A 22,351-nucleotide genomic window follows, 5' to 3' on the forward strand; every position below is an offset into this window, starting at 1 on the left:
CGATCACCAACCTCACCGCCGAGCAGGCCGACCCCGCCGAACTAGCCGACTGGCTACGCGGTCACTGGTCCATCGAGGTCCTACACCACATCCGCGACACCACCTACCGCGAAGACGCCAGCCGCCTGCGGACCGGCAACGCACCCCGCGCCCTGGCCACCCTCCGCAACACCGCGATCAGCCTGCTCCGCCTGGCCGGCATCACCTCGATCGCGCAAACCCTACGACGAAACAGCCGGGAACCCGCACCGATCCCTACAACTACTCGGAATCGACTAAACGGGCATACCTCCACCTTGCGAACGCCCTGCCCGGTTCACCGAGGCGTGCGATGCGCCCAGCACGTCGAAGACTGTGCGGGAACCCTGTCGCTCAAGGCTCGGTGCGATTCGCAAACCCGGCCGCACGGCTCGGAGCTCTTGGACGGGCGTGCTCCGCAAGGACTGGCAGCCGCTCGGGCTGGTCTTCGCCTTGACTGTCGGCACTGCCCTCGATGCGGCCAACGTCCGCCGGGCCTTCCGCCGAGTCGTCACCCTGGCTGGCCTCGATCCGGCCGCCTGGACACCTCGTGAGCTGCGGCACAGCTTCGTGTCACTGCTCTCCGACAGCGGGGTGAGCCTGGAGGACATCGCCGACCTGTGCGGGCACTCCGGCACCACCGTTACCGAGCTGGTCTACCGTCACCAGCTCCGGCCGGTGCTGCTCCAGGGCGCGGCGGTCATGGACCGCATCTTCGCGCCGACCAGTGAGGCGTAGTCACTCAGTTGGTCACCCAGGACGCACCAGAGGGCACATCCATGGATCGGATGTGCCCTCTGACCTCTGGTCGGGGTGGCCGGATTCGAACCGACGACCTCTTCGTCCCGAACGAAGCGCGCTACCAAGCTGCGCCACACCCCGAGGCGTGCCGACAAATAGTAGCCCATCCGCCCCGATGGTCAAACTCGGTACCCCGCCCGGACGGGTCGGCAGCAACATCCCTGACGTTGTGCGGATCCCGCCACCGGGGACGGCCCGGGACGGCGGCGCCGGCGGGGGTGCCACCGGCGCCGGCGGGGGTGCGCGTCAGCGGGGGATGAGGGTGAGGATGCTGGCCTCCGGGGGGCAGGCGAAGCGGACCGGCGCGGTCGGGTGGGTGCCCAGGCCGGCGGAGACGTGCAGCCAGGAGTCGGATCCCGGCCACCGGTGCAGGCCACGCGCCATCGAACGGGGCAGCCCGCAGTTGGTCACCAGCGCCCCGTAGCCCGGTACGCAGACCTGCCCGCCGTGGGTGTGCCCGGCCAGCAGCAGTCCGAAGCCGTCCGCCGCCATCTGGTCGAGCACCCGCGGTTCGGGGGAGTGCGTCAGCGCGATGGACAGGTCGGCCGAGGACGAGACCACGCCCGACACGGCCGGGTAGTCGTCCCGGTCGATGTGCGGGTCGTCCACGCCGACCACGTCGATCTGCCGTCCGCCGGCCTTCAGGGTGGTCCGCGCGTTGTTGAGGTCCATCCAGCCGGCGCCGGCGAACACCTGGCGCAGCTCCTCGTAGGGCAGGTCGACGCCCTCGGTGTACTCCCGGTCGGGCAGGAAGTAGGTGAACGGGTTCTTCAACACCGGCCCGGTGTAGTCGTTGGAGCCGAACACGAACGCGCCCGGAAAGTCCAGCAGGGGTTGCAGCGCCCGCAGCACGCCCGGCACCGCGCCGGGGTGCGCCATGTTGTCGCCGGTGACGACCACCAGATCCGGGTCGAGAGCGGCCAGCGACGCCACCCAGCGCTGCTTGCGCGCCTGGTCGGGCATCATGTGCAGGTCCGACAGGTGCAGTACGCGCAGCGGCTCCGCGTCGGCCGGCAGCATCGGCACGTCGTACCGCCGCAGGGTGAACATGTTGCGCTCGACGAGCGACGCGTACGCGAGGGTGGCCGCGCCGACCGTGGCGGTTCCGGCGGCAAGCCGGAATAGTGTGCGCTTTCGCATGGCGTTCAGGGTAGTTTGACCGACCATGAGCACGCTGAAGGACCGCCTCACCGCCGACATGCGTTCCGCGCTCAAGGCGCGCGACGAGCTGACCACCTCCACGCTGCGGATGGCCCTGGCCGCCGTCGGCACCGCCGAGGTCGCCGGCAAGGCCAAGCGTGAGCTCACCGACGACGAGGTGCTCGCGGTGCTGACCAAGGAGTCCAAGAAGCGCCGCGAAGCGGCGACCGCGTTCGCCGACGCCGGTCGCTCCGAGCAGGCCGCGAAGGAGACCGCCGAGGGTGAGGTGTTGGACCGCTACCTGCCCAGGCAGCTCTCGGACGCCGAGCTGACCGAGCTGGTGGCGGGGGCGCTCGCCGAGGGCGGCTTCACCGGCAAGGCCCAGATGGGCCCGGCGATGAAGGCGGCCCAGGCCGCGGTGGCCGGCCAGGCCGAGGGTGGCCGGGTGGCTGCCGAGGTACGCCGACAGCTCGGTCTCTGACCCGTCGGCTCTGCGGCGCGCGGCACCTGCCCCCGGCAGCGGGCGCGGCCCTGCGGCGTGGATCGGCAACTCTGCTCGCGGCCGTCCGGCAGCGGCAGGTCCGGCCAGACGAAACGGGCGGGCACCCGACGTGGGTGCCCGCCCGTTCGCGCGTACTGCTGGTCGATCAGCCGCCGGGGCGGCCAGGTGGGTTGCCGGGTTGGCCGGGCTTGTTGCCGGCCGGCGGGGTGCCACCGCCGCTGCTGACCTGGATACTGACCACGCCGCCCTTGATGGTGCGCCCGTCGGGGCTGGTGCCGGCGGCGGTGCCCGCCGGGCAGGACGACGCCACCTTCGTGTCGGAGACGACCGGCTCGAAGCCCGCGCCCTTGATCCGGGACTTCGCGGTGTCCACCGGCTGGCACTTCACGTCGGGGATGCTGCGCTGGTCACCCTCGGAGATCTTCTGCCCCGGAGGCTCGAAGTTGATGCGCGGCTTGCCCTTCATGGCGTCGCGCAGCGTCTCGTACACCGGAGGGTTGATGCCGTCCTTCTCCGCGTGCTTCATCTTGACGTTGGTCTGCGGCCAGTCCGGGTCGGCCATGATGCCGGCCACCGCGTACTGCTTGGTCATCGCGACGATGGAGGCGGTCTTTCCCGAGTCGGTGGTGCCGGTCTTGCCGGCCACCGGCGCGTCGACGATGCCCTTGACCACGCTGGCGGTGCGGCTGTTGCCGCACTTGCTGGTCGAGGAGTTGTCGCCGAGCGGGCAGCGGGCGGCGTCCACGGCGGCCCGGGCCACGTCGGTGCTGAACCGCTTCTCGCAGCGCGGGTTGGCGACGTCCAGCTTCTTGCCCTCGGGGTCGCGGATCTCCTGCACCGGGATCGGATCGCAGTACTTGCCGTCTGCCGCGAAGGTCGCGTACGCGTTGGCCAGGTCCAGTGGCGTGGTGGCGGAGACGCCCAGGGTAAAGGCACCCCACTGGTGCGCTGCCTCTTTGGTCCCGCCGAACTTGGCGTCGCTGCTGGACCGCAACTGGATGCCGGCCCGCTTGGCGGCGTCGACCACGTTCTCCGCACCGACCTGCTGCTGTAGCGGCACGAAGTAGGTGTTGATCGACTGGGCGAACGCGGTCCACATGTTCTGCGGGCCGGCGGCCTTGAGGTTGGCGTTCGTCGGGCAGTAGAAGTGCGTGCCCTTACAGGCGGCCGGACTGCTGCTGTCGATGATGTACTCCGACTTGAACTGCTGTGGCGCGTTGATGGTGTAGCTGAGCGGTATGCCCTTCTCCAACGCGGCGACGATGGTGAAGAGCTTGAACGTCGAGCCGGCCTGGTACCCGGCGACGCCGTCACCACCGGTGATCAACGGGTTGACGGTCGCCGGGTAGTTGCCCCGGATGCCCTGCTTGCTCTTCGCCGGATCGCTGGACAGTTTGTTCTTCGGGTGCCGCGGGTCGTCGAGCTTGAACTGCCGGTTCACCGCGAGCGCCCGTACCCGGCCGGTGCCGGGCTCGACCACCGCGACCATGGCGGCTTCCTTGCTGTTCTCGCTCTTGGCCTTGCGGACCGCCTTGTCCGCGCTCCGCTGCGCCTGCACGTCGATCGACGTCACGACGGTGTAACCGCCGCTCTTGAGCCGCCGCTCCCGGTCGTACGTGGTCGAGCCGAACGTCTCCTGCTGCATCCACCAGCGGTAGAAGTAGTCACAGAAGAAGCCCCAGCTGTTGACGTTGGCGGCGATGCAGCCGTTCGGGGTGCGCTTGTCCTTCACCGCCAGCTTCGTCGCCTTGGCGGCGTCGGCCTCCTGCTGGGTGATGGCCTTGATGTCGACCATGTTCTGGATGACGTAGTCGCGCCGGTCCAGGGCGAGCGGGTAGCCGGCCTTGGTGGTCGGGTCGTTGGTGGTCGGCGCCTTCACCATGCCGGCCAGCAGCGCCGCTTCCTCGATCTTGAGCTTGCTCGGCGGCTTGCCGAAGTAGACCTGGCTGGCGGCGTAGATGCCGTACGCCCCGTTGCCGAACGAGGCGAGGTTGAGGTAGCGGGTGAGGATCTCGTCCTTGGAGAACTCCTTGTCGACCTGGAGGGCCAGCCGCATCTCGCGGAGCTTGCGGGCGCTGGTGTCCTCGGTCGCCGCGACCACGTCGGCCGGGTGAGTGGCCGAGTAGGCGATGGCCAGCCGGACGTACTGCATGGTCAGCGTCGAGGCGCCCTGCCGGCCGGAGCCTTCGCTCTGGTTGTTCACGAACGCGCGGGCGACACCGTTGATGTCGACGCCGTTGTGCTTGTAGAACTCATGGTCCTCGGCCGCGATGATGGCCTTCTGCATGTACGGGGAGATGTCGGCGAGCTTCACGTCCCGCCGGTTCTCGTCGTACATCGTCGCGAGCGGTGTCTTGCCGTCCGAGGCCAGCAGGTAGCTGATCTGTGGCGCGCGGGCCACCGTGAACTCCGTCGGCAGGGCGCCGAAGGTCTCGGCGCCGGCCTTCGCGGCCAAGCCGGACATCGCCACCGCGGGGAAGGCCGCCGCTGCGACCACCACGCCGGCCAGTAGGCCACACACAAGCAGCGATGCGGCGTTGGTCAGCACATTGTGGTCACGTTTCCGCATCCAGGTCACCTCGACAGGGTACGCGAGTAGGGAACGAGGGGCGCTGGGGCGTTCTTTCCCCATTTCCTGCGCGCGCTGCCCTCGTTGTGCTAAACGCACGACCCCCGGTGCGTGGTTGCGTGTGACCTGCCGCGAGTCTCCTCCGATCGGAAGAGGCCGCGCAGCGTTTTCGCCGACCTCGGCGGGGTAACCGGCGGTCGAGCGCCCGGGAAGCCGGGACTGTCCGGAATGATGGATTTCGTCGACAACGTTGCGTAATCAGTCGACTACAGAGCATGATGGGGGCGGCGACAGCGCCACATGTCGTCCGCGCCGCCTTGGGGAAGGCAGGCCGGGCGATCGGGGGGAATTGCCGGCTGACGCGCATCGAGGTCGGTAGGTACTGCAAGGGGGGACGTGTACACATGGGCATGATCACTGACTGGCCGTCGCTGGCGGCGTGTCAGAACGGGGACCCGGACGCGTTGTTCGTACAGGGCGCCGAACAGAACGTGGCAAAGCGGATCTGCCGGAGCTGCCCAGTTCGGTACGAGTGCCTGGCCGACGCACTGGACAACCGGATCGAGTTCGGTGTGTGGGGTGGCATGACCGAACGCGAACGCCGGGCGTTGCTGCGTCGTCACCCTCAGGTGACGAGCTGGCGCAAGATGTTCGAGGCCGCGATGAAGAAGAACAGCAAGGACAAGTCCGGTAAGGACAAGATCCTGGTCAGCGCGGCCACCTGACGCCGATCACGGCCGGCTGATCGCCGTGCCGATCGTCCGCAGCCCGTCGACGTCGTGCACGTCGGCGGGCTGCGCCGTCACCGACACCGCCGGCACGGCCGGGAACGCCTCGGTGAACCGCGCGGCCACCTCCTGCTCGCGTACCGCCTGGCGGGCCAACGCGGCGTGCGCCCGCAGCACGTCGGCGGTGGCCTCATGCCCACCCAGCTCGGTCAGCCGCTCCGCGGCGGCCCGGCTCTGCGCGGCGTCCAGCTCCGGCACCGCCGGCCGGTGCACCCGGTTGAGCACCAGACCGGCCAGCGGCATCTTCTCCTCCCGCAGCCGGCCGGCGAAGTAGGCGGCCTCCCGGACCGCGTCCGGCTCCGGGGCCGCGACCAGCACGAATGCCGTCTCCCGTGCCTGCAGGATGCGGTACGTCTGCTCGGCTCGCTGCCGGAATCCGCCGAACATCGAATCCAGTGCGGCCACGAACCCGGACAGGTCGGTGAGCAGTTGCGCGCCGAGCACCTTCTGCACCACCTTCGAGAACATCCCGAACGAGGCCGTGACCAGGGTGAACATGCTCCGGCCGCCGCTGCGGGCCGGAGCCAGCAGCAGGCGCAGCATCCGGCCGTCGAGGAAGCGGGACAGCCGGGCCGGCGCGTCCAGGAAATCCAGTGCCGAGCGCGACGGCGGAGTGTCCACGACGATCAGGTCCCACTCGCCGCGGGCGTGCAACTGGCCCAGCTTCTCCATCGCCATGTATTCCTGCGTGCCCGCGAAGGTGGAACTCATCGCCTGGTAGAACGGGTTCGCGAAGATCTCCGCGGCCTTCGCCGGATCGGTGTGCTGAAGCACCACGTCGTCGAAGGTGCGCTTCATGTCGAGCATCATGGCGTGCAGTTCGCCGCCGCTGGTCTCGACGTCGATCCCCTTGACCTGGCGGGGGGTGTTGTCCAGCTCGGTCAGGCCCAACGACTGGGCGAGCCGGCGGGCCGGGTCGATGGTGAGCACCACCGTGCGCCGGCCGTGCTGCTCGGCGGCCCGCAGCGCCAGCGCCGCGGCCGTGGTCGTCTTTCCCACCCCGCCGGCACCGCAGCACACGATGATCCGCACGCCGGGGTCGGCGAGGATCTGGTCGACGTCCAGCCGCGGCGCCGCGTCTTCGGAAGGCACCAATCGAGCGTATCGGGCCGCGTGGGTCCGTGCGCCCGTGCCGAGCTCAGGTGTGAGTCAATCCGCCCTGACGAGGGCCTGGGCCAGTGTCGTGAGACCCGCCCGGTCCACCCCGTCCGGCAGCAACGGCAGCTCCACCATCGGCAGCCCCAACTCCACCAGGTCGGCCCGGAGCGAATCCTCCAGCTCGCGGCGGATGAGTTGGTCACGGGCCTCGTCGTGCAGACCGGCCACGATGTCCCGGTCGGCCGGCAGACCCGCGGCGACCAGCCCGCGCTTCAGCTCCGCCGCGGTGACGGCCCGACCGGCGGGCAGTGGCGGGCGGGTGCCGTTGACGATCACCTTGCCGACGCCGAAGCCGAGCGAGGTCAGGTCGGCGATCGCGTCCACCGTCTCCTGCACCGGCATCTCCTCCAGCAGCGTGACCACGTGCACCGCGGTCATCGGGGACCGCAGCAGCGCGGCGACCCCCTCGCTCTGGGTCTTGATCGGGCCGACCTTGGCCAGGCGGGCCGTCTCGGCGGTGACGTTGAGGAACCGGCCGATCCGCCCGGTCGGCGGGGCGTCCAGCACCACCGCGTCGTACGCGCGCCGTTGACCCGAGGTGCGGGTGGTGGCCTCCTTCACCTTGCCGGTGAGCAGCACGTCGCGCAGGCCGGGGGCGATGGTGGTGGCGAAGTCGATGGCACCCAGCTTGCGCAGCGCCCGGCCCGCCGCACCCAGCTTGTAGAACATGTCGAGGTACTCGAGCAGGGCCTCTTCGGCGTCCACCGCGAGCGCGCGCACCTCACCACCGTCCGGCGCGTCCGTGAGGTGCCGCTCCTCGTAGGGCAGCGGGTCGATGCCGAAGAGTTGGGCGATGCCCTGCCGGCCCTCGACCTCCACGAGCAGGGTGCGCCGGCCGCCGGCGGCCAGCGCCAGGGCCAGCGCCGCCGCCACGCTGGTCTTGCCGGTGCCGCCCTTGCCGGTCACCACGTGGAGACGCGCCGACCATCCGGTACCGGCCGGGTCGGTCGGCCGCTCAGCTGCACGCACCCGTCGAGCCTATCCAGGCCCGCGGGTCACGCGACCTCGCAGACCCACCAACCCGTCTTCTGCACCACCGTGAAGCGCAGGTCCTGGTCGGCCACCTTCTCGTCGGCGGTGGTCATGGTGACCCGGGTGGAGACGGTGGCCCGGTCCCCGGTCTGGTTGTCCACCTTCGGGGTGGTCCACCGGAAACGGGGGTTCTGGTACTCGGAGGCGTACTTCTGCACCTCGGCGACCTTCGCGGAGATCTTCTTGTCGTCGCGGGACGCGGCGCAGACGTGGCTGGCCGCCTTGCTGGCGTCGCGATCCTTGTAGATCGCGGTGAGGAACTCGTCGACGGCCACAGCCGGCTCCTTGGCGCCCTCGCCGTTCTCGGCGTTACGCAGGGTCAGGAACGCCACCGCGCCGCCGCCCACGCAGAGCACCATGATCACGACCAGTGCGATCGCCGCGATCAGCAGGCCGCGCTTCTTCTTCGGCGGCTCGACGGCAGCCTGGTAGGGCGGGTAGGCAGGTGGTGGCGGCGGGATCGACCCCGGGGCCTCGGTGCCCGGTTCCGACGGGGCCGCCGCGCCGCCGGAGGTGTCCGGCTGGGGGACACCGGCCGGCGCACCGGGCTGGGTGGGGACGGTCGGCTGCGCCGGGAGCGCCGGCCGGGCGGGCTGCGCGGGAAGGGCGAGCTGGCCGTGCTGCTCGGCGGCGGGCAGCTGCGCGGGCTGAGCGGGGATGGACGGAGCGCCGGGCTGGCCGGAGGTGGCTGCCGGGACGCCGGGCTGGCCGGAGGTGGCTGCCGGAGCGCCGGGCTGGCCGGCGGTGTCCGGGTGGTCGGCCGACGGGAGAGCGCGCGGGCCGGCCTGGTCGCCGCTGGGCGGTTGGGTCATCTCGTTCCCCCGGGGGTGCGGCGCCCGGCCGCCACCGGTGGCGCCGAGCGTGATCGAGCGGGCGGCCGGGCGCAGCGCGACCGTCCGACCGGAAGGGTAGCGGTCAACCAGGGGGTCGGTGTCGCCCCTACTGCGCCGTCCGGCCCATCGGCTCGACCGACCGGGCGGCGAAAACAGTCGCAGTCGGGATTCCTACCTCCAATGTGTCACATATGTGACTCTACGTGACTGATCGTGCGCGCCCTGTTGGCGGGACTGCCACTGCGGACCTACCTTCGTCCCGGTGCGGGGGGGCCGGAATGGACGAATCGTCCGGACGGTAAGCGAGATCCGACTGGTACGACCGGAGGCAATGCATGCGCGACGCGGACAACATCCCTCGCACCCAGTTCCCGACCAACGACCGGCTCCGCCGGACGGGTTCCGTGGGTGAGGCGGCCAGCGGGCTGTTCGGCAGCCTGCCTGTCAACGAGCGGTCGTACCGTCGGTTTCCCGAGCCGCCGGAGGTCGTCCGCGCGTCCAGCCGTCCCAACGAGCGGGTCCGGGACGACGACGAGCCGGGCTTCGTCATCCACCTGCCGATCCGGGTGCCCGACCTGGCGGCGGCCACCGTGCTGGCCGGTCGGGTCGCGGAATCCCTGGGTTTCCTGCCGGAGCTGGACGCCGGCGAGACCACCGTGTCGAACGCCGACGACCAGAACAACCGGCACCGGGTCTTCTGCGACCTGCTGCTGCCCGACCGGTCGCGCTGTCCCCAGGGGTACGAGCACGCCGGGCCGTGCGGTGAGCTTCCGGCGCCGCCGGAGCAACGTCCCGCACCTCGCTCGGCCAGCGGACCGTAGGCTGTGCCTCGAACAATTCCGCACCGAGAGGGAGCCCTTCAGCGATGCAGAAGTGGGAATATTCCACGGTCCCGCTGCTGGTCCACGCGACCAAGCAGATCCTCGACAACTGGGGCGAGGACGGGTGGGAGCTCGTCGCCGTGGTCCCCGGCCCGAACCCGGACCAGCTGGTCGCCTACCTGAAGCGGCCCAAGGCGTGAGCGCGAGGAGTGCAGCGCAGCGGAGCCCCGCAGTCGCGAACAACGGGGTGACGCGATGAGCAGCGGCCCGCACGCGAAGCTCGCCGAGTTGGGTCTCGAACTGCCCGAGGTGGTGCCGCCGGTGGCCAGCTACGTGCCGGCCGTGCAGTCCGGGCAGCACGTGTACGTCTCCGGTCAGCTTCCGATCGCCGAGGGGAAGCTGCTGGCGACCGGCAAGGTCGGCGCCGGCATCTCTGCCGAGCAGGCGAAGGATCTGGCCCAGCGCTGCGCGCTCAACTCCCTGGCGGCGGTCGATTCGCTGGTCGGTCTGGAGAACGTGGTCAAGGTGGTCAAGGTGACCGGATTCGTGGCCTCCGCGCCCGGCTTCACCGGCCAGCCCGCCGTCATCAACGGCGCCTCCGACCTCTTCGGCACCGTCTTCGGCGAGGCCGGACGCCACGCCCGCAGTGCCGTAGGGGTGGCCGAACTCCCCCTGGACGCCCCGGTCGAGATCGAGCTGATCGTCGAGGTCGCCTGACCCGTCCGCCTCCCGCGATCTTGCACTTTCTGCCCCGACGAATGTCGTGAACGGGCACGAATCAGGTGCCGCAAGTGCAAGATCGCGGGGCGTGGCGAGCGGGGTCGTACGATCGCAGCCATGAGTGGGCACGTGACGGGGGCGGTGGCGGCGCTTGCCGACGAGCTGCCCCGCTGGGTTTCGCTGCTGCGTGCTCCCAACCCGGGGCCGATGACCCTCGACGGCACCAACACCTGGGTGCTGCGCGCCCCGGAGGCGGACCACTGCGTCGTGGTCGACCCGGGGCCGGCCGACGAGGGGCACCTGGCCCGGATCGCCGAGCAGGGCCCGGTCGGGCTGATCCTGATCACCCACGGCCACCTCGACCACACCGAGGGCGCCGCCCGACTGAGCGAGCTGCTCGGCGGCGTGCACGTCCTGGCCGTCGATTCCGCACACACCATCGGCGGTGACCCGCTCACCGAGCCGGCCGAGCAGCTCGGCGGCTTCGGCCTGGAGATCCGCCTGCTGAACACCCCCGGGCACACCGCCGACTCGGTCTGCTTCCTCGTCGAGCACGGCGGCGAGCGGGTGGTGCTGACCGGTGACACCATCCTCGGCCGGGGCACCACCGTCGTCGCCCACCCGGACGGGCACCTCGGCGACTACCTGCGCAGCCTGGAGCTGCTCTCCGCGTACGCCGGGATCCCGGCTCTGCCGGGCCACGGCCCGGCGCTGGCCGACTGCGCCGCCGCCGCCGACTTCTACCTGGCCCACCGGCACGCCCGGCTGGACCAGGTCCGGGCGGCGGTCGACGCTGGCGCCCACACCCCCGCCGAGGTGGTTGGGGCGGTCTACGCGGACGTGGACCGCTCGCTGTGGTGGGCGGCCGAATGGTCGGTCCGTGCCCAACTGGAGTATCTGGGCGTCGGCACCGGGGAATCAGCGCCGGGGGTCAGTGGGTTGGAGCACACGTGACCTGCCCGGTGTGCGGAACCGTCGCCGTACCCGGCGCACGGTTCTGCCACAACTGCGGTGCCGCGCTGCCGGCCGCCGCGACGTTGCCGGCGGCCGAGCGCCGGGTCGTCACCGTGCTCTTCGGCGACCTCTCCGAATTCACCTCATGGTCGGAGGATCTCGATCCGGAACGCGTCGGCGCGGTCACCGACCGGGTGCTCGCCGCCCTCGCGGGCGCGGTGAAGACCTTCGGTGGGCACGTCGACAAGCTGACCGGCGACGGGATCATGGCGGTGTTCGGGGCCCCGGTCGCGCACGAGGACGACGCCGAACGCGCGGTCCGTGCCGCCCTGTCCATGCAGCGGGCGGTCCGCCGGGTGCTCGACGACGAGCGGGGCGGCGGTGCGCCGCTCGGGCTGCGGGTGGGGCTCAACACCGGTGACGTGATCGCGGGCATCCAGGCCGCCATCGAGTACACGGTCATCGGGGACACGGTGAACACCGCCGCTCGACTGGCCGACGCCGCCGCCGTGGGCGCGGTCTACGCGGGTGGCCGGACCGCCGCCGCCACCCGGCACGTCGCGTCCTGGCGGGCGCTGCGTCCGCTGCGGCTCAAGGGCAAGCGTGAGCCGGTCGAGGCGTACGAGCTGCTGGGTCTGCTGGACGCGCCGGGCACCCGTTCGGGGCTGGGCGACGAGGCACCGTACGTGGGCCGGGAGACCGAGATCGGCCGGGTGGCCGGCCGGCTCGCCGAGGTGATCGACCAGGGCGACCCGCGGGTGCTGTTGATGACGGCCGAGGCGGGCATCGGCAAGTCCCGGTTCGCCGCCGAGGTGGAACGCCTCGCCGCCGGGTACGACGTGGGCGCCGGCCGGTACGCCGCGCACACCGGCGCCCGGGTGCTCTCGGTGCGCTGCGCCGCCTTCGGTGAGCGACGCCGACTCGCGCCGCTGGCCGACCTGGTCCGCGCCGCCGTGGGCCTGCCGAGTGACGCGGCCACCGCGTTGACCCGCCCCGCCGTGGAGGAGCGGCTGCGTCGGCTCGGCCAGCGGCTCGTCCGTGCCGACGCGGACGCGCCCCCGATCGCCGTCGACCAGTTGCTCGCCCTGCTCGGCTACGCCGAACTCCCCGTGCACGCCGGCACCGACAACGGCGAGTGGGGCGGCGCGGGCGTGCCGGCCGACGCCGAGGCGGTGCCGAACGCGGTCGCCGACCTGCTCAGCGGGCTCGCCGCCGAGGCACCGCTGGTGATCGTGGTGGACGACCTGCACGACGCCACCGCCGAGACGATCCGCGCCCTCGGGGTGACCCTGTCCCGGCTCACCGGCCCGGTGCTGGTGCTGCTGCTCGGTCGGCCCGAGCTGGTGCGTACCGCCGGCGCCCTGACCCGGGTCGCGGACGCCGAGGTGCACTCCCTGCCGCCGCTGCGCGGTGCCGACGCGGCCCGGCTGCTCACCAGCTATCTCGGCGGCGGCAAGTTGCCCCAGGCCGACGCCGACCGGCTGCTCGCCACCGCTCAGGGCAACCCGTTCTACCTGGCCGAGCTGGTCACCCTGCTCATCGAGCGGGGCGCGCTCACCACCGCGGAACGGCCCGCCCCCGGCGTACGGGACCAGGGTCCGGCGTCCGGCTGGCGGTTGGTGCCCGGCTCACTGGGCAGTCGGCTGCTCTCCCGGGACCTCGCCGCCGTGCTGGCCGCCCGGATCGACGCGCTGCCGACGGACGCCCGCTCGGTGCTGCGCGACGCCGCGGTCGTCGGTGACACGGTGCCGACCGGTGCGCTGGAGGCGCTGCGGGAGCAGCGCGCCGGCCGGGACGGCCGACCGTCGGCGGTGGTCGCCGTGGAACTCGACCGGGCCGTGGAGGAGCTGCTGCAACGCCGGATGCTGCACCGCACCCGTGCCGGCTACGCGTTCGCGACGCCCCTGATGCGGGAGGCCGCGTACGCCGGGGTGAGCAAGGCGGAGCTGGCCGAGCGACACGCCGCGCTGGCCCGCTGGGCGGCACCGGTGGACGGGACCACGGCCGGCACGGTGGGCGGGTTCAGCGAGGAGGCCCGCGACGACTTCGTGGCGACGCACGTCGAGCGGGCCGCGAGGCTCGCCGACGCGGTGAAGCTGCGCCCCGACGCGTCGGCCCGGGCGGTGGGCCCGCTCGGCGTCGCCGCGCTCGGTCGGGCCGCCCGCCGCTCGCTGTCCGCCGGGGAGCCGGCGATGGCCGTGGAGTACGCCGAACGCGCCGCCGACCTGGCCCGCGACGGGGTGCCGCCGGCCGACCGGGTCGTGCACGCGCGGGCGTTGCTCCAGATCGGCCGGGTCGTCGACGCGCTCGCGTTCGCCGAGAAGATCGCCGCGAACACGGGCGACGAGGCGGTGCGGGCCAGTGCCCTGCTGCTCGCCGGTCAGGCCCAGCAGACCCTCGGCGACCAGGACCGGGCGGTGTCCGCCTGGCAGGAGGCGTTGCAGGTCGCCACGGCCGGCGAGCTGCCCACCCTGCGCGCCTCGGCGATGCGCCGGCTCGGCATGGCCGACTTCGTGGCTGGACGGCTGAGTCAGGCCAGCAGCCGGCTGGCCGCCGCGTACCAGGTGAGTCTCAGTGCGCAGGATCGACACGGGCAGGCCTGGTCGTTGCAGAACCTGGCCTGGGTGACCACCACCCGGGGTGACTTTGCCGGCACCGACGCGGTGCTCGGCCGGGCCGCCCGGCTCTTCGCCGAGCTGAAAGACCCGTACGGGCGCGCCTGGCTGCGGGGTACCACCGCGTTCGCGCGCCTGCTCGCCGGTCGGTTGGGCGAGGCGTGTCGGCTGGCGCAGGTCTTCCTGCCGTTCGGTGAGCGGGTCGGCGAGGCGTGGGCGGTGGGCACGCTGCGCGCGGTGGCGGCGTACGCCACGGCCGAGCTGGGTGAGCTGGCCGAGGCGGACCGGGAGGCCCGTCGGGCGTACCGCGAGTTCGCCGCCGCGTCCGACGACTGGGGGCGCGGGTTCGCGCTGGTGGTCCGGGCCGTGGTGGCGCGTGGGCTGGGCGAGCCGGAGCACGCGGCGGACCTGCTGACCGACGCCCTGTCGTACGCGGAGCTGACCTCGCATCCGCTGCTCACCGGGATGGCCGGGACGCTGCGCGGCTTCGTGGCCCTCGACATGGGCGACTGCCAGACGGCCGAGCGGGTGGCCCGTGAGGTGCTGACCGCCGTGGAGCCGCACAACCCGCAGGCACCGGCGCAGGTCGCGCCCCGGGTGCTGCTGGCCACCGCCCGGCTGGCCGGCGGTGACTCGGCGACCGCGGTCGGGCTGCTCGCACCGGTGGCGACCGCCGCCGCGAGCGCGCCGTCACTGCTCTTCTCCCGTCGCCAGACGATGGCCCGGTACGCGTCGGCGCTGCTGGCGCACGGCCAGCGGGAGCAGGCGTTGGACTGGGCGCGGCGGGCGGTCAGCGCACCGGCCGAGGACGTGCGCAGCCAGGTGATCGCGGCGGGTGTGCTGGCCGAGGCGTTGGCGGCCTGCGGTCACCCGCAGGAGGCCCGGTCCTGCGCGGACGAGGCGGTCCGCCTGGCGTACGCCACCGAGCAACGCAGCGAACGTGCCGCCGCGGACGCGCTGCGCCTCCGCCTCTCTTCGTGACCTGAATCTGGCGGTTTCGGGGATGTGGTTCGTCGGGCCCAGGGGCTAGCGTGGTAGCACCGTCGACCGGTCCACAGTGGTGGCCGTCGCCGTCGTGCCTGGGGAGGCCTGTCATGAAGCTGCCGCGTTCCATCGCGGGCTGGACCATCGCGGTCTTCGGTGTGCTGGCGCTGGTGATGGGTGCGCTCGGGCTGCTCTGGCCGGAGGTGCAGCTGCGCATGCTCGGGTTCGAGGTGCCGGCGACCCGTGCCGCCGGTGACTACACGGGCACGTTCCTGCTGGCGTCCTCGATGGCGGCGTTCAACATGGGCGTCTACTACCTGCTCGCCTCGGTCACCGAGTGGCGGGTGTTCTACCGGTTCACGGTGGTCTTCCGGCTGGTCACGTTCACGGTGTTCACCATCGCGGTGCTGGCCGACATCGCACCGGACCGGTTCTTCGGGGTGGCGGCCTGGGAGGGGCTGGGCGCGGTGGCCACCGCGATCGGTCTGCGCCTGGACGCCCGCAGGGCCGCGTCGGGCGACACCGACGCGACGTCCGGCGGTGCCGAGGGGACGCCCTCCGGCCGCGACGTGACGTCGTCCGGTGGCGGTGCGGCGGGCGACGTCGGGGACGCCGGGGCCGCTCCGGCGGACGCGGTGCGCTGAGCCGTCGGCCGGGTTGGGTATTTTCGAGCAGTGACCGACACCCCGACCGGCGGCTTGCCGGTGCCGATCGTGCCCGGTCTGACCGATCTGCGGGTCTTTGCCAGGGGCGGTTACGCCACCGTCTACCAGGCCACCCAGATCTCGGTGGGGCGCGAGGTCGCCGTCAAGGTGGAAAACCGGACGCTGGGCAACGAGCGCGACCAGGCCCGCTTCCTGCGTGAGGCGCGGGCGGCCGGCCGGATGTCGTCGCACCCGCACGTGGTGGATCTCTTCGACGTCGGGGTCACCGTCGACCAGCACCCCTACCTGATCATGGAACTCTGCGACGGGTCGTACGCCGAACGGATGCGCACCTCGCCGCTGGGCCCGGTCGAGGCCCGCGATCTCGGCATGAAGATCGCTGACGCGCTCGCCCACTCCCACGCAGCCGGAGTGCTGCACCGGGACGTGAAGCCGGCGAACATCCTCTACTCGAACTTCAACTCGGCGGTGCTCGCCGACTTCGGCCTGGCCGTGCTCGCCGAGGCCCGGGACGCCTCGGTCACCCTGGAGGTGCTCACCCCGGCGTACGCGCCGCCGGAGATGTTCAGCCACAGCCCGCCGTCGCCCGCCGTCGACGTGTACGCCCTCTGCGCCACCCTCTACGCGGTGATGCACGGCCGGCCGCCGCGCTGGCAGTCCGAGCGCAATCCCAGCCTGGTCACCGTGCTGGAGATGTTCAACCAGCCGCTGCCCGGCCTGCCGGGCGTGCCGGACGAACTGATCGACGTGCTGCGCGCCGGCATGGCCAACGATCCGGCCGAGCGGCCCTCCGCCCTCGAACTGCACGAGATGCTCGCCGGGCTGCCCCTCGGCCCACCGTCGGCGCCGGTCAGCGGTGCCCCGGTCAGCGGAGGCGCGACCTACGCCGGGCCGTACGTCACCAGCCAGCCGCTTCCCCGCCCCGCCGTCGAGGATGCCCATCCGACGGCCCCCGCCGGTCGGCGCTGGCGGCGACGCTGGTTCCTCGGCGGTGCGGGTGCGCTCGCGCTCGCCGCCTCGGCCACCGCCGGTGCCTGGGTGGCCGACAGTTCGCCGCCGGCCAACCCGTCGCCCTCGGCCAGCCAGGTCGCCGCGCTGGCGACCGGGCCGCTGCCCGGCTGCACCACCGGCCCCGGGGCACCGACCGCCCTGCCCGACGGTGCCCGTTGCCTGCCCGAGCTGGAGTGCTTCGGCCCGATGCGGATCCGCGGGACCCGCGCCGAGGCGGCCCGCGTCCCGTGCGCGGGGACGCACACCTGGGAGACGTACGCCGAGGGTCTGCTGCCGGTGTCGCTGGTCGGCGCCGAGTACGACGAGGTGGTCGCCGCCGAGCCGGTACGGCAGGTGTGCAGCGCCACCACCTTCCGGTTGACCACCGGGATCGCCGAACCGACCGGCTGGCACCTGGAGGTGCTGCCACCCGTCGAGGGCAGCGTCGACCGCGCCTACCGCTGTCTGGCCGGGCGGGGCGTGAACGCGCTCAGCGCGCCCACCCTCACCGATCGCTGAGCCCGTCCGACCCGCGCCGCCGGTCGCGTACCGCACGTAACGCGTCCCGGCTGTCCAGCGCGTCGAGGGTGTCCGCGTCGATCCCGTACGGCATCAACTCGGGTGGGCCGGCCGCTGCCGGACGATCCGCCGGCTCGGGCGTGTCACGCTGTCGGGCGGCGGAGGTGGCGACCCCGGCGACGGTGGCCAGTAGGACGCAGAGCAGCGCGAGCACCACGCCGAGCAGATCCTGCCGACGCCAGACGATCACTGTGGCCAGCAGCGCGAGGGCTCCCAGCGCCGCGACCACCGCGACCGTCCGCGCATCGGGCCTGGGTAGTTGACTCACCCCTCCAGCATGTCCGGCCCCGGTCGGCTGTCAACCGGAGAGCCGACGCCGCGCCGATCGTCCAATCCCGCCGGGTGGCCCGGCGCGTGCGCGTACGCAGTGGACCGGAGTGGTTACTCTCGGTGTTCCGCAGGCTGTTGCGTCAGCGAGGTCACCATGAACCCACGTAGATTCCAGTCCCGGCTCCGCGCCGTCGCGACGACGCTGGCGGTCGCCCTGACCCTCACCCTGGCCGCCGCCGGCGGCTGTGACAGTCGCAAGGAACCGGACCTGCCGTCGGTGCGGGAGAAGCTGCGCGAGACGCACATCTACGGTCAGTCGAAGCTGCGCATCGGCGTGGCCACCGACGAGCCGCTGATGGGCGACCTGCGCAACGGTCAACACGTCGGGTTCGACGTGGAGATCGGCCGTTACGTGGCCGCCTCCCTCGGCTACGAGGGGGACCAGCGTCTGGAGTTCGTCTCGGTGGCCACCGAGGACCGCATCCCGGCCCTGCAGGGCGGCATGGTCGACCTGGTGGTGTCCAGTTTCTCCATCACCGAGGAGCGCAAGAAGCTGGTGAGCTTCGCCGGGCCGTATTTCGTCACCACGCAGGAGGTGATGGTGACGACCCGACTCAAGGACAAGATCCACACCATTGAGGACCTGCGCGATCCGGCCTACAAGATCTGCACCAGCGGCGGCTCCACCACCGAGGCCGAGTTGGAGAAGCGCCAGGTCAAGGCGTTGGTGGTGAAGGACGTCGCGGACTGCGTCGAGGGCATCCGGGAAGGGCGCTACGACGCGGTCAGCTCCGACGAGACGATCCTCGCCGGATTCCTGGCCAGCTATCCCAAGGAGTTCGAGATCGTCGACCTGCCCTTCGGCACCAGCGAACTGCTGGGCATCGGCGTGCCGATCGGCGACCCGGCGCTGCGCGACCTCGTCGCGTTCATCCTGCAGAAGAGCTACCAGCAGGGCCGGGACGGCCAGGCGAGCCCGTGGCAGACCGCGTACAACCGGACCCTCGGCCCGTGGCTGCGCGCCGAGAAGCGCCAGCCGCAGCCGCTGGACGTGCCGAAGCTGGTCGACTTCGACGACAAGGCGCCCTCGAAGTGAGCACGGCACCGACCGCCATCGGTGGCGACAGTCCGGTCCCACCGCCCCGGGCCGCCGTGCCACCCGACGCCGGCGCCGTACCGGCCGGGTGGCCCGCCGCCGTGCCGGTGGCCGAACCCGCCGAGCCGATCGCCGACCGGGCCGAGCCGGGGCGCGTGCGGTGGGATCCGGCGGAGCGACGCGCGCGGGCCAGCCAGTCGTTCTGGACCGCCGTGGTGGGCGTACCGGCGATCTTCTCGGTGCTGCGACTCGGCGTGGAGGCCGGCGGGGAACTCCAGACCACACTGCTGCTGGTGGCCAACGTCGGCCCGGTCAACCTGCTCGCCGGCTTCCTCACCACCGCCGCCCGGCTGCTGTCCACCGGGCTGGTCGCCGTCTTCGCGCTCGGCGCGGTGCTGGCCGTCAGCGCGGACCGGCTGCCGCCGGGCACCCGTCGTCGTCCGCTCTTCGCCCGCTGGGCCGACGTGACCCCCGCCTGGGTGGTGCTCGCCAGCTTCCTGCTCGCCCTGCTCACCTGGCCGCTGCTCTACCTGCCGCTGCTGCTGCCCGCGTTCGTGGCCGCGTTCCAACTGCGCCCCGAGCGGCTGCATGAGCGGCACCTGCCCCGTGTGCTCCTGATCGTCGCTCTGCTCGCCGGGTACGGCTGGCTCCTGCTGCCCACGCTGCGCGACGCAACGGCACAGCGCGAGTGGTTGGTGCTGGCGCTCGTCGTGGTGCCGCCGCTGCTGGCCGTGTTCATCGCCGGGCCGCTGCCCGGCATGGTGATCCGACCGCTGGCGACGGTGACCGAGGTGGCGGTGCTGGCCATGCTGGTCTGGGCCGCGGTCCCGGTGATCAGCACCCCGGTGCTGCCGCTGACCGTCACCACCGTGGGCGCACCGGGCGGCCCCACCGAGGACGTACGCGGGCACGTGATCACCACCGACGACGTCAACATGGTGATCCTGCAGGAGCGCGGCGGCGTGCGGTACGTCCCGGTCGACCTGGTACGCGCGCAGGTGCTCTGCCCGAGCGAGGAGGAACTGCCCCGGCACCGGCTGCGTATCCACGACTTCCACGTCGAGGACTCGCTGCTGGAGGGCATGGGTCGCCGCGTCCGCCCGGTGCACCGGATCGACGCCGCCTGCCGAGCGCCGGGCTGATCACGCCCGCGTTGACGCTGCGCTATCCCCGAGAGCAGAACGCGCCAGTTAAAGACTGGCACCGGCACGTGGTGGCCCCACCGGCGTGCGGGCTGGCTGTCCCTTTCCGGGCAGAGCGAGCCGGTGCTGGCCGCTGCGACACTGAGCACGCAGGATCGATTTGCGGCGGAATTTGTCTTAGGGTCGCCAGGTGATGATCGCGCCACAACTGATCAGTGTTCCTGCCGGACCGGGCAGCGTCATGCCCAGGGCGGCCGAGTTCTTTGCCGGTATCGGTCTGGTGCGCCTCGGTCTGGAACAGGCGGGCATCAGGGTCGTGTGGTCCAACGACATCGAGCCTGCCAAGAAGGAGATGTACGTCGGCCACTTTGGTGAGGACGATGCACACGCCTTCAACCTTGGTGATGTCGGTGACGTCAAGGGCAGTGACATGCCCGACGGGTTGGACGTGGCTTGGGCCTCCTTCCCCTGCACCGATCTTTCTCTGGCGGGCTGGCGTCGAGGCCTCAGTGGTAGCGAGTCTTCGACCTTCTGGGGCTTCACGAAGGTGCTGGAGCAGATGGGCGACGCGCGTCCGTCGGTAGTTGCCCTGGAGAACGTCGTCGGATTCGCCACTAGCCATGGGGGCGAGGACCTGGCGACAGCGATCCGTGAGCTGAACCGTCTGGGCTACTCGGCGGACGTGCTGACGCTGGACGCGCGACGGTTCGTGCCACAGTCGCGGCCGCGTCTGTTCGTCGTCGCAGCGCTCAACCCGCCAGACGACGAGCCCATGCCTAACGGCGAGTTGCGTCCCGATTGGCTCCAGGCGCCCTTCGGCGATCCGACCTTGAGGACTCACCGCGCAGCGCTTCCTGCGCCGCCGCCTCCGCTGACGTCCGGTCTCTCGGCTCTCGTCGAACAGGTCGGGCCTGACGGCTGGTGGGACGACAAACGTCGCGAGGCCTTCCTCGCTTCGCTGTCGCCCATTCAGGCAGAGCGCCTCGCGGTGCTGAAGAAGCAGACGATGCCGTCATACCGGACTGCATACCGTCGGACGCGGAAGGGTAAGCCGACCTGGGAAATCCGACCTGACGACATCTCTGGATGCTTGCGCACGGCTCGCGGTGGCTCGTCGAAGCAGGCAGTGGTTGAAGCCGGGAGGCACCAGGTGCGCGTCCGTTGGATGACGCCGCTTGAGTATGCGCGGTTGATGGGTGCTGGTGACTACACCCTGACGGATCTCCGGAACAACCAAGCTCTATTTGGCTTCGGAGACGCGGTGTGCGTGCCGGTGGTGTCGTGGCTGGCCGAGCATTACCTGCTGCCCCTGGTCCGCGGAGAGATGCATGCGTCGTCCGCTCGGCTAGAGTTGGCAGTCGTCAATGGCTGACGCCAAGCGGCCGGCCAGGAACAAGCTCCCCGCGAACTCCGTCCGTGAGTTCCGATCGCTGCTCGACGAAGCGCTGTCTGCTCGCGATAGTGAGGGCCGCAAGTGGGCCGACGCGCGGTGGGGCTGCTATGCGTTTTTCGACTATGACGGAGAACCTATTTATGTCGGGCAGACGAACGAGAGGCTGCGTACCCGTGTCCGACGGCATCTGACGAACCAACGCACCGACGCCGTGGCGATGAGGATTCTAGACGTCTTCGAGGTGGCCGAGATCGAGTTCTGGCCGCTGTGGGAGTTCGAGGACGTCACAAAGAAGCGCGATCCAAGCGGGTTTAAGTTAGCGCAAGAGCGTTTGGATGCGGTCGAGTACACAGCTTATCTAAATGCGATTGAGGTCAGCCGATTTCGCGCAATCCTCAATGAAAAGATCCCACCCGTCTCATCGACGGTCAGATTGCCTGCCTCGCGGCGGTTCCAGTTAATCAGTAGAGAGGCGCGGGATGAGCGGGGACACCCCGATGTGCGGATTGCACGACGGGCTGAAACGATTGCGCGGCTTGCGGCAGTAGCGCACGAGCGGGGTGAAGTGTCGCCCGGGCTGCGCCGTGTACTGGTCATTCAGGCCGTCCGGCTGGCATACATCTCCGCGGCCCGCCTTGCGCACGTCGAGGGCAGGCCAGAGCCCGTGCCTTCCGCGATCGATGTGACTGGCCTGGTCGGCAGTGTGCTTGCCGAGCGGACTGACCCGTACGGGCGAACGGACGAGGACGACATGGAAGACGAAGAAGGCGAGGACTAGGTCGGCCGCCCGGCCGGCCAGCCTGTCGGTCTCGAATGCGGCCGAACGCACTCCCCGTCGTATAGTGGACCTCGTGTCTGACGAGTCGTGGGCGGCGAACTCAGTCGTTCGCCGGTCGATGCAGTCCAACCGGAGCCGAGACACCAAGCCTGAGTTGGTGCTGCGCCGCGCCCTTCATGCACGGGGACTTCGTTACAGGGTCTGCACGAAGCCGCTCCCTGATCTTCGTATGAAAGCAGACATCGTTTTTCGGCCCGCGCGCGTTGCTGTCGAAATCAAAGGCTGCTTCTGGCACGGCTGTCCGCAGCACTATCGTAGGCCTGCGGCGAACAGCGCCTACTGGTCCGCTAAAGTCGCGCGCAACATCGCGCGAGATGAGAAGAATGCTGAGGCGTTGGCGAACGCTGGCTGGCTTCTGATTGCTGTCTGGGAGCACGACGATTCGACCGCCACCGCTGCCATGATCAGTGACGCCGTGCATAAGCGACGGTATAGCTCGTAGC

20 protein-coding genes, 1 tRNA gene and 1 pseudogene are annotated in these 22,351 nt (G+C 71.1%); 15 read left to right on the plus strand and 7 right to left on the minus strand.

Annotation, left to right across the window (positions count from 1 at the left end; all coding sequences use genetic code 11):
• Positions 1 to 438: 438 nt before the first annotated feature.
• Positions 439 to 756: pseudogene (locus F8271_RS02845) on the plus strand (tyrosine-type recombinase/integrase); the annotation flags it as partial.
• Positions 757 to 823: 67 nt separating this feature from the next.
• On the opposite strand, the gene F8271_RS02850 reads toward F8271_RS02845, so the two are convergent.
• Together F8271_RS02850 and F8271_RS02855 are read right to left on the minus strand one after the other, a co-directional pair.
• Positions 824 to 900: transfer RNA gene (locus F8271_RS02850), tRNA-Pro, on the minus strand.
• Positions 901 to 1,065: 165 nt separating this feature from the next.
• A complete protein-coding gene (locus F8271_RS02855) occupies positions 1,066 to 1,959 on the minus strand; it encodes a metallophosphoesterase (protein ID WP_151488025.1) in 894 nt (297 codons plus the stop codon).
• Positions 1,960 to 1,984: 25 nt separating this feature from the next.
• Between F8271_RS02855 and F8271_RS02860 the strand changes: the two genes are divergently transcribed.
• Complete coding sequence (locus F8271_RS02860) at positions 1,985 to 2,440, plus strand: GatB/YqeY domain-containing protein (protein ID WP_151488026.1); 456 nt, start codon at positions 1,985 to 1,987, stop codon at positions 2,438 to 2,440.
• A gap of 166 nt (positions 2,441 to 2,606) precedes the next feature.
• Here the strand turns inward: F8271_RS02860 and F8271_RS02865 are convergent, their stop codons facing one another.
• Positions 2,607 to 5,030 carry a transglycosylase domain-containing protein gene (locus F8271_RS02865; RefSeq protein WP_151488027.1) on the minus strand — a complete coding sequence of 808 codons (2,424 nt, stop codon included), beginning with the start codon at positions 5,028 to 5,030 and terminating at the stop codon, positions 2,607 to 2,609.
• A gap of 404 nt (positions 5,031 to 5,434) precedes the next feature.
• Between F8271_RS02865 and F8271_RS02870 the strand changes: the two genes are divergently transcribed.
• Positions 5,435 to 5,755: a WhiB family transcriptional regulator gene (locus F8271_RS02870; protein ID WP_151488028.1), complete on the plus strand. Its 321-nt coding sequence runs from the start codon at positions 5,435 to 5,437 to the stop codon at positions 5,753 to 5,755.
• 6 nt (positions 5,756 to 5,761) lie between these two features.
• On the opposite strand, the gene F8271_RS02875 is transcribed toward F8271_RS02870, so the two are convergent.
• Genes F8271_RS02875 through F8271_RS02885 form a run of 3 tightly spaced genes read right to left on the minus strand, consistent with a single transcriptional unit; the run spans position 5,762 to position 8,646 of the window.
• Entirely contained in the window at positions 5,762 to 6,913 is a 1,152-nt protein-coding gene (locus F8271_RS02875; protein ID WP_192580115.1) for an ArsA-related P-loop ATPase, read from the minus strand.
• Between the two features lie 54 nt (positions 6,914 to 6,967).
• Positions 6,968 to 7,945, minus strand: coding sequence for an ArsA-related P-loop ATPase (locus F8271_RS02880; RefSeq protein ID WP_151488030.1), 978 nt, complete (start codon positions 7,943 to 7,945; stop codon positions 6,968 to 6,970).
• 26 nt (positions 7,946 to 7,971) lie between these two features.
• Complete coding sequence (locus F8271_RS02885) at positions 7,972 to 8,646, minus strand: hypothetical protein (RefSeq protein WP_370461848.1); 675 nt, start codon at positions 8,644 to 8,646, stop codon at positions 7,972 to 7,974.
• Between the two features lie 530 nt (positions 8,647 to 9,176).
• Between F8271_RS02885 and F8271_RS02890 the strand changes: the two genes are divergently transcribed.
• The 7 genes from F8271_RS02890 to F8271_RS02915 all read left to right on the plus strand — a co-directional run bounded on the left by F8271_RS02890 (position 9,177) and on the right by F8271_RS02915 (position 17,109).
• Entirely contained in the window at positions 9,177 to 9,662 is a 486-nt protein-coding gene (locus F8271_RS02890) for a hypothetical protein (protein WP_151488031.1), read from the plus strand.
• 44 nt (positions 9,663 to 9,706) lie between these two features.
• Positions 9,707 to 9,862, plus strand: coding sequence for a DUF4177 domain-containing protein (locus F8271_RS32135; RefSeq protein ID WP_007466198.1), 156 nt, complete (start codon positions 9,707 to 9,709; stop codon positions 9,860 to 9,862).
• Positions 9,863 to 9,917: 55 nt separating this feature from the next.
• The gene (locus F8271_RS02895; protein ID WP_151488032.1) at positions 9,918 to 10,379 is read left to right on the plus strand and encodes a RidA family protein; all 462 of its coding nucleotides are present in this window, start codon (positions 9,918 to 9,920) and stop codon (positions 10,377 to 10,379) included.
• A 120-nt stretch (positions 10,380 to 10,499) separates the two neighbouring features.
• Entirely contained in the window at positions 10,500 to 11,336 is an 837-nt protein-coding gene (locus F8271_RS02900; protein WP_151488033.1) for an MBL fold metallo-hydrolase, read from the plus strand.
• A complete protein-coding gene (locus F8271_RS02905) occupies positions 11,333 to 14,932 on the plus strand; it encodes an adenylate/guanylate cyclase domain-containing protein (protein WP_151488034.1) in 3,600 nt (1,199 codons plus the stop codon). Before F8271_RS02900 ends, F8271_RS02905 begins: the two co-directional genes overlap by 4 nt.
• A gap of 113 nt (positions 14,933 to 15,045) precedes the next feature.
• Positions 15,046 to 15,579 carry a hypothetical protein gene (locus tag F8271_RS02910; RefSeq protein WP_225854131.1) on the plus strand — a complete coding sequence of 178 codons (534 nt, stop codon included), beginning with the start codon at positions 15,046 to 15,048 and terminating at the stop codon, positions 15,577 to 15,579.
• A gap of 30 nt (positions 15,580 to 15,609) precedes the next feature.
• A complete protein-coding gene (locus F8271_RS02915) occupies positions 15,610 to 17,109 on the plus strand; it encodes a serine/threonine-protein kinase (RefSeq protein ID WP_151488035.1) in 1,500 nt (499 codons plus the stop codon).
• Here the strand turns inward: F8271_RS02915 and F8271_RS02920 are convergent.
• Positions 17,096 to 17,437: a hypothetical protein gene (locus tag F8271_RS02920; RefSeq protein WP_151488036.1), complete on the minus strand. Its 342-nt coding sequence runs from the start codon at positions 17,435 to 17,437 to the stop codon at positions 17,096 to 17,098. The genes F8271_RS02915 and F8271_RS02920 overlap by 14 nt on opposite strands.
• Before the next feature lie 156 nt (positions 17,438 to 17,593).
• On the opposite strand from F8271_RS02920, the gene F8271_RS02925 reads away from it, so the two are divergent.
• The 5 genes from F8271_RS02925 to F8271_RS02945 all read left to right on the plus strand — a co-directional run bounded on the left by F8271_RS02925 (position 17,594) and on the right by F8271_RS02945 (position 22,350).
• A complete protein-coding gene (locus F8271_RS02925; RefSeq protein WP_151488037.1) occupies positions 17,594 to 18,535 on the plus strand; it encodes a transporter substrate-binding domain-containing protein in 942 nt (313 codons plus the stop codon).
• Entirely contained in the window at positions 18,532 to 19,677 is a 1,146-nt protein-coding gene (locus F8271_RS02930; RefSeq protein ID WP_151488038.1) for a hypothetical protein, read from the plus strand. Before F8271_RS02925 ends, F8271_RS02930 begins: the two co-directional genes overlap by 4 nt.
• 193 nt (positions 19,678 to 19,870) lie before the next feature.
• Complete coding sequence (locus F8271_RS02935; RefSeq protein WP_151488080.1) at positions 19,871 to 21,049, plus strand: DNA cytosine methyltransferase; 1,179 nt, start codon at positions 19,871 to 19,873, stop codon at positions 21,047 to 21,049.
• Positions 21,042 to 21,848 carry a GIY-YIG nuclease family protein gene (locus F8271_RS02940; protein WP_192580116.1) on the plus strand — a complete coding sequence of 269 codons (807 nt, stop codon included), beginning with the start codon at positions 21,042 to 21,044 and terminating at the stop codon, positions 21,846 to 21,848. Before F8271_RS02935 ends, F8271_RS02940 begins: the two co-directional genes overlap by 8 nt.
• A 73-nt stretch (positions 21,849 to 21,921) precedes the next feature.
• Positions 21,922 to 22,350 carry a very short patch repair endonuclease gene (locus F8271_RS02945; RefSeq protein ID WP_225854132.1) on the plus strand — a complete coding sequence of 143 codons (429 nt, stop codon included), beginning with the start codon at positions 21,922 to 21,924 and terminating at the stop codon, positions 22,348 to 22,350.
• Position 22,351 lies beyond the last annotated feature (1 nt).

It is taken from the genome of Micromonospora sp. ALFpr18c, assembly GCF_008868155.1.
Lineage (GTDB): Bacteria > Actinomycetota > Actinomycetes > Mycobacteriales > Micromonosporaceae > Micromonospora.

What these genes read in the sequence shown, in the direction of transcription:
- F8271_RS02935 (WP_151488080.1), top strand. Translation starts at nt 19,871, where the DNA reads ATGATCGCGCCACAACTGATCAGTGTTCCTGCCGGACCGGGCAGCGTC.
- F8271_RS02890 (WP_151488031.1), top strand. Translation starts at nt 9,177, where the DNA reads ATGCGCGACGCGGACAACATCCCTCGCACCCAGTTCCCGACCAACGAC.
- F8271_RS32135 (WP_007466198.1), top strand. Translation starts at nt 9,707, where the DNA reads ATGCAGAAGTGGGAATATTCCACGGTCCCGCTGCTGGTCCACGCGACC.
- F8271_RS02860 (WP_151488026.1), top strand. Translation starts at nt 1,985, where the DNA reads ATGAGCACGCTGAAGGACCGCCTCACCGCCGACATGCGTTCCGCGCTC.
- F8271_RS02925 (WP_151488037.1), top strand. Translation starts at nt 17,594, where the DNA reads ATGAACCCACGTAGATTCCAGTCCCGGCTCCGCGCCGTCGCGACGACG.
- F8271_RS02865 (WP_151488027.1), bottom strand. Translation starts at nt 5,030, where the DNA reads ATGCGGAAACGTGACCACAATGTGCTGACCAACGCCGCATCGCTGCTT.
- F8271_RS02910 (WP_225854131.1), top strand. Translation starts at nt 15,046, where the DNA reads ATGAAGCTGCCGCGTTCCATCGCGGGCTGGACCATCGCGGTCTTCGGT.
- F8271_RS02855 (WP_151488025.1), bottom strand. Translation starts at nt 1,959, where the DNA reads ATGCGAAAGCGCACACTATTCCGGCTTGCCGCCGGAACCGCCACGGTC.
- F8271_RS02900 (WP_151488033.1), top strand. Translation starts at nt 10,500, where the DNA reads ATGAGTGGGCACGTGACGGGGGCGGTGGCGGCGCTTGCCGACGAGCTG.
- F8271_RS02895 (WP_151488032.1), top strand. Translation starts at nt 9,918, where the DNA reads ATGAGCAGCGGCCCGCACGCGAAGCTCGCCGAGTTGGGTCTCGAACTG.
- F8271_RS02870 (WP_151488028.1), top strand. Translation starts at nt 5,435, where the DNA reads ATGGGCATGATCACTGACTGGCCGTCGCTGGCGGCGTGTCAGAACGGG.
- F8271_RS02940 (WP_192580116.1), top strand. Translation starts at nt 21,042, where the DNA reads ATGGCTGACGCCAAGCGGCCGGCCAGGAACAAGCTCCCCGCGAACTCC.